The 13,513-nt window shown below is 53.9% G+C and carries 10 protein-coding genes; 5 read left to right on the forward strand and 5 right to left on the reverse strand.

What is annotated here, in order from left to right; all coding sequences use genetic code 11:
- Positions 1 to 16: 16 nt before the first annotated feature.
- Positions 17 to 2,374, forward strand: a complete 2,358-nt coding sequence (gene hsdR / locus ACQ0MK_RS04790; RefSeq protein WP_430475046.1) for an EcoAI/FtnUII family type I restriction enzme subunit R — start codon at positions 17 to 19, stop codon at positions 2,372 to 2,374.
- 42 nt (positions 2,375 to 2,416) lie between these two features.
- Here the strand turns inward: hsdR and ACQ0MK_RS04795 are convergent, their stop codons facing one another.
- Both ACQ0MK_RS04795 and ACQ0MK_RS04800 read right to left on the reverse strand, forming a co-directional pair.
- The gene (locus ACQ0MK_RS04795; protein WP_430475047.1) at positions 2,417 to 5,455 is read right to left on the reverse strand and encodes an FAD-binding and (Fe-S)-binding domain-containing protein; all 3,039 of its coding nucleotides are present in this window, start codon (positions 5,453 to 5,455) and stop codon (positions 2,417 to 2,419) included.
- 553 nt (positions 5,456 to 6,008) lie between these two features.
- Positions 6,009 to 6,866 carry a hypothetical protein gene (locus ACQ0MK_RS04800; protein ID WP_430475048.1) on the reverse strand — a complete coding sequence of 286 codons (858 nt, stop codon included), beginning with the start codon at positions 6,864 to 6,866 and terminating at the stop codon, positions 6,009 to 6,011.
- A 258-nt stretch (positions 6,867 to 7,124) separates the two neighbouring features.
- Between ACQ0MK_RS04800 and ACQ0MK_RS04805 the strand changes: the two genes are divergently transcribed.
- The gene (locus ACQ0MK_RS04805) at positions 7,125 to 8,324 is read left to right on the forward strand and encodes a LysR family transcriptional regulator (protein ID WP_430475049.1); all 1,200 of its coding nucleotides are present in this window, start codon (positions 7,125 to 7,127) and stop codon (positions 8,322 to 8,324) included.
- Between the two features lie 352 nt (positions 8,325 to 8,676).
- On the forward strand, positions 8,677 to 9,441 hold the full coding sequence (locus ACQ0MK_RS04810; RefSeq protein ID WP_430475050.1) for an outer membrane protein: 765 nt from the start codon (positions 8,677 to 8,679) through the stop codon (positions 9,439 to 9,441).
- Positions 9,442 to 9,867: 426 nt separating this feature from the next.
- Here the strand turns inward: ACQ0MK_RS04810 and vapC are convergent, their stop codons facing one another.
- Both vapC and vapB read right to left on the reverse strand, forming a co-directional pair.
- Positions 9,868 to 10,266, reverse strand: coding sequence for a type II toxin-antitoxin system tRNA(fMet)-specific endonuclease VapC (vapC, locus tag ACQ0MK_RS04815; protein WP_430475051.1), 399 nt, complete (start codon positions 10,264 to 10,266; stop codon positions 9,868 to 9,870).
- Between the two features lie 3 nt (positions 10,267 to 10,269).
- Positions 10,270 to 10,500 (reverse strand): type II toxin-antitoxin system VapB family antitoxin, encoded by a 231-nt coding sequence (gene vapB / locus ACQ0MK_RS04820; protein WP_430475052.1) that lies wholly within the window; start codon positions 10,498 to 10,500, stop codon positions 10,270 to 10,272.
- Between the two features lie 268 nt (positions 10,501 to 10,768).
- Here vapB and ACQ0MK_RS04825 point away from each other — a divergent pair, with 268 nt between their 5' ends.
- Positions 10,769 to 11,884: a patatin-like phospholipase family protein gene (locus ACQ0MK_RS04825; RefSeq protein WP_430475053.1), complete on the forward strand. Its 1,116-nt coding sequence runs from the start codon at positions 10,769 to 10,771 to the stop codon at positions 11,882 to 11,884.
- Between the two features lie 114 nt (positions 11,885 to 11,998).
- On the forward strand, positions 11,999 to 12,550 hold the full coding sequence (locus ACQ0MK_RS04830) for a sugar O-acetyltransferase (RefSeq protein WP_430475054.1): 552 nt from the start codon (positions 11,999 to 12,001) through the stop codon (positions 12,548 to 12,550).
- Between the two features lie 25 nt (positions 12,551 to 12,575).
- On the opposite strand, the gene ACQ0MK_RS04835 is transcribed toward ACQ0MK_RS04830, so the two are convergent.
- Positions 12,576 to 13,490, reverse strand: a complete 915-nt coding sequence (locus tag ACQ0MK_RS04835) for a LysR family transcriptional regulator (protein ID WP_430475055.1) — start codon at positions 13,488 to 13,490, stop codon at positions 12,576 to 12,578.
- Positions 13,491 to 13,513: the final 23 nt, after the last annotated feature.

A 13,513-nucleotide genomic window follows, 5' to 3' on the forward strand; every position in this document is an offset into this window, starting at 1 on the left:
GTGACGGGTAGAAAAGATGAGCATTCACGACGAAACCGAAGCCGATACCCGCGCAGAGCGGATTGATCCCGCCCTCGCGGCGGCGGGCTGGGGCCAGAATGGCTCCAGGGTGCGGCGTGAAGTCATCTGTCCGGGGCGTATCCAGTCCGGCGGCACGCGCGGGCGGGGGCTGACGGCGGATTATGTGCTGATCCACAAGGGGCAAAAGCTTGCCGTGCTTGAGGCCAAGCGCGCAGGCATCAGCCATCGCAACGGGGTCGGGCAGGCAAAGGATTATGCCACCCGGTTGGGATCGCGCTTTGCCTATGCGTCAAACGGTCTGAACTGGTATCAGATCGATATGATGACCGGGGCCGAGGGCGATCTGGATTTACCCTTCCCGACGCCCGATGAGCTTTGGGATCGCACCTTTGCCACCCGCAATGACTGGCGCGAACGGTTTGGCGAGGTTGATTTTGAAACCGATGGCGGCAAGTGGGAACTGCGCTATTACCAGCACAAGGCGATTAATGCAGCACTTGAGGCCTTGGCAAACGGTGATCATCGCATCCTTTTGACGCTGGCGACCGGGACCGGCAAAACCTCCATCGCGTTTCAGATTGCCTGGAAACTGTTTAATGCAAAATGGAATCTGTCTGGCGAACCTGTTCGTCGTCCGCGCATTTTGTTCTTGGCGGATCGCAACATCCTTGCCGATCAGGCCTATAACGCCTTTTCCGCCTTTCCCAATGATGCCGTTACCCGGATTGACCCGGACACCATCCGCAAAAACGGTGGCAAGCCGCCCAAAAACGCCAGTCTGTTTTTCACCATCTTCCAGACGTTTATGGTCGATGGGGGTGTGACCGGCGAAGGTGATCCGGTTTACACGCAATATCCGCCGGACTTCTTTGACTTTATCGTCATTGATGAATGCCATCGCGGCGGGGCCAAGGATGAAAGCGAATGGCGGCGCTTGCTGGAATATTTCGAACCCGCTGCCCAGCTTGGCCTGACCGCCACCCCAAAGCGCAAACACAATGCCGACACCTATGCTTATTTCGGCGAACCGGTTTACACCTATGCGCTGCGTGACGGGATCGAGGACGGGTTCCTGACCCCGTTCAAGGTGCGCCAGATGGCGAGCACCATTAATGAATATGTCTATGATGAGAGTGATGAACTGATCGCCGGTGAGATTGAAGAAGGGCGTGTCTATACAGAATCGGATTTCAATCGAATCATTGAAATACCGGAGCGCGAGCTTAGCCGCGTAAAGGAATTCATGGGGCAGATTGATCAGCGTCATAAAACGCTGGTATTCTGCGCTACACAGGACCACGCGGCACTGGTGCGAGATCTGATCAATCAGGTGAAAGACAGCAATAATCCGCATTATTGTCATCGCGTCACCGCAGACGATGGCAAGGTGGGTGAACAACATCTGCGCGATTTTCAGGATAACGACAAAACCATCCCGACGGTTTTGACGACCTCGCAAAAGCTCTCAACCGGGGTGGATGCCCGCAATGTCCGTAACATCGTTCTGATGCGCCCGATCCGATCCATGATCGAGTTCAAGCAGATCATTGGCCGTGGCACGCGGGTTTATGAGGGCAAGGAATTCTTCACGATCTGGGATTTCGTCAAGGCGCATGAAAACTTTGAAGATGCCGAATGGGATGGTGAACCGCTGGCACCCGAACCGCCGGGCGATCCGCGCGGGCCCAAGGGGGACCCGGAAAAACCGGACGGGGATGGCTCGGATAACACCGATGATTCCGATGACACTGACGACAATGATAACAATGGGCGCGAAAAAATCGTCGTAAAGCTGTCGGATGGTACTGTGCGCAAGATCAAATATATCGCCACGACAACCTATTGGAGTTCCGAAGGAAAACCGATATCGGCCAAGGAATTTCTTGAACGCCTGTTTGGCGATCTCAAGGGCATTGTCGCGGACGAGGACCAACTTCGCGCCATCTGGCGTGATCCCGACAACCGCGAACATTTCCTCGAACAGCTCTCAGATCGTGGATATGACCGGGACCGTCTGGAAGATATCCGCAGACTGGTGGATGCCGCTGACAGCGATCTTTTTGATGTTCTGAGTTACATCATGTTCACCAATGACCCAAGAACCCGGCATGAACGGGCCGATCATGTGCGCTCTGATGGCATGGCGGATGCAGATGCTGAAATGAAGGACCTGTTGTTTGCCATTCTTGGCGCTTACGAGGCGCGTGGTGAATCCGAACTGGCACCCAAGAAACTCGGCACGTTCCTTACCGCGCGCTATGGCAGTGTGAGTGAAGCCAAATCAAAACTCGGCGGTTTGGCGACTGTCAAAGAAGCCTTCAGGACGATGCAAGAGGTCTTGTATTCAAACTAGCGCTTCTGGTTGAAGCCAAAACAACCATATCAAGCAAGGCTCCTAACTGACCAGCTTGGCGAGATACTCCACCGGATGCTGCGGCTTCACGCCTTCATATCGGTCCACCTGACAGCGACACGAATAGCCGGTGACCAGCATGTTTGCCGCCCCCGCGGCATCGACTTTCTTTTTCCAGCTTAGGTCATAAAGCTCGCGCGAGGTTTCCTGATGGCGGGTTTCGTGGCCGTAAACGCCAGCCATGCCGCAACAACCGGTCTTTTCGGTTGCGAGTGAAAGGCCAAATGCCTCAAAGATTTTCTGCCATTTAACGCCAACATCGGGGATCGATGTTTTTTCTGTGCAATGGGGAAACAGGCTTGCCGGGGCGGGGGTGGCGGCACCGTCTTTAAGCTTGGGGGCGGTTAAGCGGCCCTCGGAAATCTCGGCCGCCAGCCATTCATGGAACAGATGCACGCGGTAATCCGGGCGATCTGAAAGACGCTGGGCGTATTCCTGGCGGTAGGTCAAGGTGACGCTGGCCTCAATCCCGACCATGGCGATGCCGGATTTTGCCAAACGGCCATAAACAATGTCGTTTTGTTTGGCCTGATAATCGAACTTTTTCAGGAACCCTTTGACATGCATCGCCTTGCCATTCGCACGGTACGGCGGCACAAACACGCGGTAGCCCAGATGTTGCAGCAGGTCCACATGGGCAAGCAATACATCGGTGTCATAATGGGTGGTGAAGCAATCCTGAAGGATCATCACCGACTTGGCCTTTTCATCCGGGCTTAGCGCATCAAGATCGGCCTGTTTAAACCGGCCAATCCCGCGTTTGCGCAGGCCTGATTTCAGGCTTTGGGTATGCAGCTTTGGCAAGTCCGTCAGGCCGATGAATGTTTTGAAAATCCATGGTATCGGCGGGATCGATTGCAGCGCGTTAAACAGGTTGGGCGCAATGGCCAAAAACGGCGCCATACTTTCAAGCGAGGCAATGACATAGTCCTTTGCCGGGCGTTTATAGCGGGTGTGATAGGTTTCTAAAAACCGCGATTTCATTTCCGGGATATCGACCTTGACCGGGCATTGTCCGGCGCATGCCTTACATGACAGGCAACCGGCCATGGATTCATAGACATCATGGGAAAAATCACGGGCATTGATCACGGCCAAATCCTGGTTCATCGGATCGGTGCCAACGGATAACTGCCGGATCCATTCGCGGATCATGCCAGCCCGACCCTTGGGCGAATGGACCCGTGATCGCGTGACCTTATAGGACGGGCACATCGCATCCATAAAATCCCAGTTAAAGCACGCACCGTTGCCGTTACACCGCGTGGCATTCAGGTATTCATCACGAAGGGCATCTTCGATCTGACGGTCAAGCTGACCGCGCATCGGGGCTTCGTCAATCGCGGTGATGGGCGTGTTTTTGGAATAGGGTGATGCGATCTTGCCGGGGTTGAGTTGTCCTTCTGGATCAAAGGCTTCTTTGATCCGGCGCAGAACGTCATAAAGCTCCGGCCCGAAATAGATCGGGGAATATTCGCCGCGAAACCCCTTGCCATGTTCGCCCCAGATCAGACCGTTATAGCGCTTGGTCAAATCGGCGACCGCATCGGACACCCGACGAATGCGGGCTTCGTCCTCTTCATCCATCATGTCAAGCAGCGGGCGGACATGCAGGCACCCGACATCGACATGGCCAAACATGCCGTAATCAAGGCCTTCGGCATCCAGAAGGCTACGGAATTCAGCGATGAAATCGGCCAAATTTTCTGGTGGAACGGCGGTATCTTCAACGAACGGCGTGGCGCGGCGTTTGCCTTCGAGATTGCCCAAAAGCCCGACGGATTTCGCGCGGATCGACCAGATGGCGGCGATTTGTCCGGGGTCGGTCGCCTGAACAAAGCCAATCGGGGCATATTTCTCGCCCGGATTGCCATCAAGGTAGGCGCGCAATTCTTCTTGCTTGGCGGCAACCTCATCGGCGGTTCCGCCAACAAATTCAACAACGTTAAAGCCGCGCGTTTGAACGGAGTTTCCTTCGGTGCCAAGCAATTTGCCCAGCATGTGCCAGCTTTCATCCTGCTCGGCCAGTTTCATCACCTTGTCATCGATGCTTTCAATCGCGACCGGATCAAATTGGACCAAGGCACCGACATGGCGAAGCGCACTATCAAAGCTGTCATAGCGCACAACCGTAATCGCTTTGTGCTTTGGCAATGGAATAACGCGCAGCGTGATTTCCTTGACCATGCCAAGGCTGCCTTCTGCGCCGGCGATCAGGAAGGACAGGTTCATATCCCCTTGATCCGAAACGGCTTCTTTAAGGTTATAGCCCGTCAATCCCCGGTTCATTTCCGGGAAGGTCGCCTTGATCTGATCGCGCTTTGGGGCGATTTCATCAAAAACTTTGCGATAAAGCGCACCCATGCGATCCGTGCGCGCCATGATTTCCTTGGCATCCGACGCACTTAATGCCGATGTTTTGAAATCCGTGCCATCAATCAGAACTGTGGTCATGTCATGAATATAATGACTTGTTTTGCCATAAATCCGCGATCCCTTGCCCGAACTGTCCGACCCGATCATGCCGCCAATGGTCGCGCGGCTGGCGGTGGAGACGGCGGGCGGGAAGAAAACCCCGTGCGGTTTTAGCCATGCATTAAGCTGATCAAGCACCACGCCGGGTTGCACATGGACAAGGCCGTTTTTCGCATCAAATCCCAGTATGTTATTGAGATGCTTGGATGTATCAAGAATGATCGTGTTGTTAAGCGACTGGCCATTGGTGCCGGTTCCACCGCCGCGCGGGGTGATTTTGACCTCGGAAAATTTATCGCGCCCGGCCATTTCCATCACGACATTGATGTCATCACAACTGCGCGGCTGAAGCACGGCACGCGGCATGACCTGATAAACGCTATTGTCGGTGGCATGGATCAAACGGGTGGGGAAATCGGCATGAATTTCACCGCTAAATTTCCCTTCTGCCTCAAGCGTTTTCAAAAAGCCGAGTGACAAACTGTCAAGCGACCGATCCGGTGTCAGACGCGGCAGTTTTTTGATCACACTTTTTGGGACAGACATCGGGTTCTCTCTTGCTTCGACCGGGATGTGTTTTGGCTATTTTTTCGGTCGGTTTGTTGGGTGATTTTAATGGCGATTTTAACGGCGATTTTCGCCATTTGACCTGATCGTGATTAAATACACAAATCGAAAATTCTGACTGATTATTCATTTTTAGTGAATAATCGACCGCAAAAATAACCCCCACAGGGACGCTTCACGGCATTTCGGGCAAATCGGGGTTGAATGACGCTATTGCAATTGTCTGATGATTGGGCCGGTGCTACCCGATATGTGGTGCTTTTCGCGTGCGAAACGGGCCGGTGTGCTGGATGCTCAAGGCTAAAATCCGGGCGAGAATACAATCATCATACTAATAGGATTTCGGGTTTTGCCGGTGATTTTGGCAGTCAGCACATCCGACCGTGATGCACAGCAAGAATGTAGTCTTTACAAAAGGAGCTTTCGTCGCGCTAGGCGGATAGTTGGGGGCGGGTTTTGAGGCATTTTTTGCGTGCCCCAAAGACCCGTTTTGGCGTCGGCCTCATGCGGGTTTTCGTTATACGGTTTAGGCTTATGTCTTGAAGTTAGTGCGGTCTGAATAAACCGTATCAAACATGCTCAGGCGTTTTTCATTTGGGAACGTCGCGGGCAAAGGGGCGCCCAGCGGTGGGACCCTTATGGAGCCTTTCCAGTTGATTGGTCTTTTATTTGCGTCAAGAAAACGCAGCTTGGCAATTAATTGCCAGAGTATGTAAACCGTCGTTTGAGAATCGGCGACACTCAATTCATAAGAGTCTGTAATTGTTGTGGTTTCGGATGTTGTTATGGAATGATTTGTGGTTCGGTTTATCGTTGCAGCAAGATCGCCAACGGCAACCCCTAGCTCGGCAGAGAGGGTTTCTGAATCTGTGACAGACATGCCTTGTTCATATGAAACCGTGTGAGTGTATGTTTGGGGGCCGGTAATGACTGCCGTACCGACATTTTTCCAATAAGTGGACAATTGAACGTAAGCTATCTGGGGGAATTCAGGGTCGGTCGACCAGCCCTTAATAGGTGGCAGGGCCGGTACATAAGTATTCCTGTGATTGATATGAAGCCCGGTGATGCGATTGGTTGAAACAATCAGTTCTTCAGAATGTTCCGGCGGAAATTTCGTTGGGCTTGTCGGTTTTGGCGGCGTCGGCGTCGGTAAACCGGACGCACTGCTTTTGAGGGAAACCAGACGTTCGGATTGAGCCTGTTGGTTCGGTGCGGAAGCAGCGCGTGTTGCTTTTGGAGGGGAGGCCGTGGATATGATCACAGGTTGCGCCGGGCGCGCTTTGGAGAATTGAGCCATTGCATTTTCGAGTTCTTCCTGGGACGAGGTGTCAGGGAAATCAAACTGCGTGGTTTTTCCAGACACTGCATTTCTAGCATATAATTGCATCTTTTGGTTTCCTTTAAGGTTTTTGATTTGTATTTACGGTTGTTTTTTTTGTGCACACAATGCTCCTAAAGGTTTTGTGTGTAAACGTTTGTTTTGAGTGCGCAGCGGAGAACCCGCAGCGTGCGGCACAGGGCGGATCTCTGGTTGTCGCTAGTTAAAGGGTGGGGCAGACGGTTAGGTCGGATTTCAGGATTATCTGCACAACGCGATGGTTTCCCGCTATTGTTGCATTCTGATCAACGAGTTAACGGATGAACCATGCTGTCATCACTTAATATCCGTCATATGCGCGTGTTTGTCGCAATCGCCGAGCAGGGATCGTTCAGTGCTGCGGCGGCGTTCCTTGGGCTGGGTTCGCCCGCCGTTACTGCGACCATTCGCCAGTTTGAGGATGTAACGGGTGCGGCCCTTTTTGACCGCACGACGCGGCAGGTATCGCTTACGGTTACCGGAGAGCGCTTTTTACCCGTTGCGCGCCGATTGATTGGTGATTTTGAAGAGGCGCTTGGTGATCTTGATGCGCTGTCCAAGGGGATTGGGGGCAAAATCCGCATTGCGGCGGCACCATCGGTTTTAACCCGCATTCTGCCCGGGGTGATCCGGGGATTTATTGCCGCCCATCCCGATGCGCGGTTACGGTTGGACGAGCTGAATGCCAAGGATGTCCATGAGGCGGTGGCCAATAACGAGGCCGATTTTGGCATTGCCGGGGAATGGCAGGACCTGCCCGATATCAATTTCAGCCCGCTTTTTTCCGACCGGTTTGGCGTTTTGTGCCGCCCGGATCATCCGTTTGCGCAAGAAACCGAAATTGCCTGGTCGGAACTGGCCGATCAACCGTTTGTCGGGCTGGGCCCGGAATCCGGCACACGGGCAATGATGGCCGGGCAGGGGATTTGGGCGGCAGGCGGTGGTGCCGATGATGCCAGCCGAAATCCAGACACACATCATGCGGTCGATATCAGTCCGAGCATCACCCGCGCAGCCGCCCTTGGCGTCGGGGCAGCACAGAAGGCCTTGCGCACGGCAAATGATCTTGACCGCGCAATGGAACAGATCGCCCGGGTGGGAAAGGCCAAGCAACGCGGCGCATCTTCGAAATCCGCAAAAGCGTCCAAAATGGCGGGGATGTCGGGGAATGCTGCCACCGATCCGGCGGCGCTGTTGCGCCCGGTGGTCGAAACATCCAACACCATCACACTGGCCGCGATGGTTGCCGAAGGGGTCGGGATTACGGTCCTGCCGGAACTGGCCGCGCGCATCGCAACCGGGGCGGGCGATCTGGCCGGATCGGGAAAGCTTACCTTTGTGCCCCTTTGTCATCCGATCCGCCATCGCCAGATTGGCGTGATCACGCGGCACAGCAAAAGCCTGTCGCCGATTGCGCGGATATTCCTTGATATGGTGATGGAGCAAGCACCCAAGATGGATTTACCGGCGGCGATTGAGTGGGGTTGAGGGAGTGAAGGGAAAAAAAATAAATCTGTCCCCTTTTTGGTCCCCTGTCCCCTTTTTGGTCCCCTTTTTGGTCCATGTCCCCTTTTTGGTCCATTGAGTGGTATTGAGTGTGAGGTGACGGGAGTAGGGCGGTGGGATGAAGGTGTCCTGTTTTACGTGTGCCGGTCATGCCCGCGCCCTTTCCTGACATCGCACCCAGTTCATAAGCCACTGGAATCTGAAGTCCTTATAAAACTTGACTATCTTCATTTCTGAGCGGCATAAAGAGATTAGTGAGTTTTGATATAGTGCATGAATGAGAGCAGTCTGAAATTGTAGGGTGCTTGGAATATTTTCAGGGTAAGGGTTTGTTATGCGTGGTCTGTGGGGTGTTGCTGGCGCGGTTTGTGCCATGATGTCGGCGAATGCGGCATATGCTGATGACAGCATGTCGGACAATAACTGGCAGGGGTTTTATGGCGGTGCGGCCTTGGGCGGTGTCTATGGCAAATCCAGCCCGGATACGACGGTCAGTGACGGTACATATTTTGACACGCTTAACATCGACCTGCTGAACAATACTTTCCAGCAAGATGTTGATGGTTTCGCGATCAGTGGTTCAGGCTTGCTGGGCTATAATGTGCAGGATGGCAATCTTGTCTATGGCATTGAAGCCGATCTGACTGCGATGAATTATTCCAAAACCGAAAATAGTGGTCCAACCAGATACAACACAGTCGCCAATGACTTTTTCGTTAGCACAAAAGTCGAAAGCAAGTTTTCCTTTAGCATCCGTCCACGGGTTGGCTATAGCTTTGGCGATACAATGATCCATGTTGCGGCCGGGCCATCTGTCAGCCGGTTCAATTATAAATTCAACTTCTCGGATGATGCGAGCCCGGCAGCGGCGTCGTTCAGCACTGAAGAAACCGTCTTTGGGGTGTCGTCCAATATCGGGGTGAGCCACCAGATCGGCGATGGTTGGTCGTTGCGGGGCGATTATGTGATGACCTATTATCCCGACATCGTCGATGGCAGTAATCTGTTATCTGCCCCGGCGGGGAATGACGATGTCTTTAGCCATGATGCCGATTTTCAATCCCACAATATCCGTGTTGGCCTGATCAAACGGTTTTGACCGCTTCTTTTGGGGGAGCGGCCAAATGTGGCCACGCCCAAGCAGGGTTTACACGGTTCAGGATATGATAGTGTGCCGCTGTGTCAACCAACCCGCCACCGCCAGATCGGCGTGATCACGCGCCAGAGCAAAAGCCTGTCGCCGATTGCGCGGATATTCCTTGCCATGGTGATAGAGCAAGCGCCGAAGCTGGATTACCGGCGGCGATTGAGTGGGGATGAGGGTTTGCGAGGTCGGGGAAAAAGATAATTTTGTCAGCTTTCCTACCCTTGGGTCATGCCCGCGCAGGCGGGCATCCAATGTGATGCATTGGTCACGTGTGACGCGGTGGTCTCTATGGGCCCCCGCCTTCGCGGGGGTGACGACAGGTGGATATGTTGAAGTTGGGGGCGCAACTAAAAGAGGGCGATTTCCTGTTCTTCGATATCATACCCAATTTTCAAGCCTTAAACCGGCCACACGTTCAAACTCCCGCATGTTGTTTGTCACCAGCGTTAGTCCCTGACTGCGGGCATGTCCGGCGATCATGAGGTCATAGGGGCCGATGATGTTGCCCTGTTTTTCAAGCATGCTTCGGATGTCGCCGTAATGACCGGCGGCATTGGTATCGAAATCAAGCACTGTTAGGCGCGCGGCGAATTGTTCGATGGTCGCAAGGTTGCTTTCGGGCTGGGCGGATTTCATTGCGCCATAGACCAGTTCGGCCTGTGTGACGGTGGAAATGCACATCGCACCGCTGTAACGGTTAAACTGTTCGCGGACCGAGGGCGGACGGTTTTTAAGCGTATAGATGCAGATATTGGTATCGAGCATGAAGCGCAGCATTGCTTATAAACCTTCGCGCTTTTGCATGTCCGGCTGATTGCGATCACTCATGAAATCGTCGCTGACGGTGTGGGCGTCAAAGAAGCTGTCCCACAGCTGATCGGCGGGCATGATGACCCGTGTATTGCCAACTGTAATCACCTCGACCGATTTGGTGCCCTCGGGGAAGGCGACATCTTTGGGTAGGCGGATGGCCTGTGTTTTGTTGTTCAAAAAGACGGATGCCTGGGTCATCGGGTGGCTCCAACAGGTATATACAATCAGAGTATACTACGTGGAACGGTGGTATATGGCAATAGTATATACCATTTGCTGGCGCCTTGGTTAACATTTGCCTGTTGGGGCGCTAGCGTTAAATTCCCGCCGTCGCGGGAATGACAGATATTGTGGCAGTTTTGTCGCGTTTCCTGCTTTTAATCTTTCCAAACTGGTAAAACCGAAATTCTACGACATATCATCATGGTAGGGTGGTCCCTTGCGGACGTGTGAAGCAGGAGTTGGCATGAGCGATACTGATCGTGGCGCGGTGGCGCAAAGTGACGATAAGGCCAAGAGCAGGACCATGACCAAAGCCAAAACCCCGCGTAAATCCGGGAAACCGCAAAAAACCATCAGCCTCGCACTTCAGGGCGGGGGATCGCACGGGGCGTTTACCTGGGGTGTGCTGGACCGGTTGTTGGAAGATGAGGAAATCGCGATCGAGGCGATTTCGGGGACCTCGGCCGGGGCGATGAATGCGGCGGTGGTGACATCGGGTTTTGCCAAGGGCGGGCATGACGGGGCGCGGGCCGATCTTGAAACGTTCTGGCAGGCGGTGTCGGAAGCAGCACGCTATAGCCCGCTTCAGCGCAGCCCGATCGATATTTTGTTTGGCAACTGGTCGCTTGAAAATTCGTTGGCTTATATGTGGCTTGATATGAGTGCGAAGATGTTTTCGCCTTATGATCTTAATCCGGCCGGGGATAATCCGCTGGCGGCGATTTTGAATGATGTGGTGGATTTCAAGGCACTTAATGAAAGTCCGGCCAAGCTTTTTATCACCGCAACCAATGTGGAAACCGGGCAGGGCCGGGTGTTTCGCAATCCCGATATAAGTGTTGATGTGTTGCTGGCATCGGCCTGTTTGCCAACGATCTATAAGGCGATTGAAATTGACGGGGTGCCCTATTGGGACGGGGGATATTCCGGCAATCCGAGCCTTGGCCCGTTGGTGCTTGAATGCGGATCGGATGATACGGTTCTCGTACAGATCAATCCGGTCAAGCGGTCGGGCATTCCCAAATCATCGCGTGATATTGCCAACCGGCTCAACGAGGTATCGTTTAATAGCAGCCTGATGAAGGAATTGCGGATGATTTCGATCCTGCGCAAGGATGCGCCCGAGCATGTCTGCGAAGCCAGCAAATGGGGGGCGATGCGGATGCATTGCATCGCAAGCGAGGCGATGCTTGAATTTGATCAATCCTCCAAGATGAATGCGGAGTGGAGCTTTATGACCAAGCTGCGCGATACCGGACGCGACGCCGCGTCGGCGTTTTTAACACGGCACCGCCGCGATATCGGGGTTCGGCCATCGCTTGATCTGGATTTGTTTGCGCCAGATTATATGAAGCAATAACGATCATGGTCTGCGAGACGGGGCAATTGTCCATTCGGGTGAATTGCGCAGGGGGATCGGAAGGCGTAGAGTTCGCTTGCGAATTTAAGAAACCAACAAAAAGCGTCACCTTTTATGCCCCAAAGCGAATTTGAAAAGATGCAGGCAGGAGATTGGTATTCCTGCCTTGATCCGCAATTGTCCGAAATGCGCCATCGGGCGCTGGATGCATGTCATGAACATAGCCATCTTTCCCCGGCTGAACGGGGAAATATCGGATCGAAACTGCGCGCATTATTTGCCAAATGTGCCGGAGACGTGCGGATAGAAGCGCGGTTTCATTGTGCCTATGGCATCAATATCCATCTGGGCCGAGACGTGTTTTTAAATGTCGGCTGCGTGATCCTTGATACCGCGCCGGTGCAGATCGGCGATCATTCGATGCTGGGCCCGAATGTGCAGATTTATTGCGCCGATCATCACCGCGAACCGGAGCTTCGCAAGCAGCATCTTGAAATCGCGCGACCGGTAACGATTGGCGAAAATGTCTGGATCGGCGGGGGTGCGATTATTCTGCCCGGTGTGACGATTGGTGATGCGGCAATTGTCGGTGCCGGATCGGTGGTCACACGCGATGTGCCCGCCGGGGCGACTGTGGTTGGGAATCCGGCCCGTGTTCGGGCGTGATCACCGCGAATGCCGGGTGGGATCGTTAATCGGGTTTACGGTTTGACAAGGCAGGAACCGAACGAAGTTTCTGACCCAGGAAATCACCGAAGGCACGGACACGCGCAGGTGTCAGGCGCGACGGAGAGCGCAGGGCATAAACGTTCCATTCCGGTGTGATGGTATAGTCCGAAAGCAATGGCACCAATGCGCCGCTTTTGAGATGTTCGGCGACTTCCCAGAGGCACTTTCGCGCGATCCCGAGACCGGTCAGGGCCGCTTCGGTCACTGCTTCGGCAGAGTTGCTGGCGAAGTTGCCGGAAATCCTGATTTCGTATTCATCCGCATCGGGGCCGGTCATTTTCCAAGTGCGCATATCTTCGCGGGCCAGACAGTTGTGATCGTGAAGGTCTTCGGGGAAGGTCGGCTTTGCGTGCCGTGCGATATAGTCTGGTGCGGCCACAATCATGCGCGGGCTTTCGGCAAGCTTGCGCGCCTTGAGCGTCGAGCTTTGCAAAGCGCCCAGCCGGATTGCGAGATCAATACCCTGTTCGACAATGTCGATGACGGAATCGGTCAGATGCAACTGAATGGAGACATTCGGATGCAGATCGATAAATTCGGCAATATAGGGGGCGACATGAATGCGCCCAAAGGATGCCGGTGCGGCAATGCGCAATTCACCGCGAATGGATTGCGGTTCGTATTGAATATCAGCCAGCGCGTCTTCGACATCGGCGACGATTTTCCGCGCATGTTCCAGGAAGGCTTCGCCATCTGCCGATAAGGAGATGGCACGCGTTGTGCGGTGGATCAGTTGCGTCCCGACCGCCGCTTCGAGTGCCTGAATACGTTGGGTCGTCGCGGTGGGTGACAGGCCGAATTCCGTACCGGCCTTGCCGATTGCGCCCAGCGTTGCAACCCGAATAAACAGTTCGATGGATTTCAAATCAAGGTTCATTATTTGGTTATATCACATAGTCA

This window comes from Thalassospira lucentensis, assembly GCF_050516545.1.
In the GTDB taxonomy this organism is placed as follows: Bacteria; Pseudomonadota; Alphaproteobacteria; order Rhodospirillales; family Thalassospiraceae; genus Thalassospira; species Thalassospira lucentensis_C.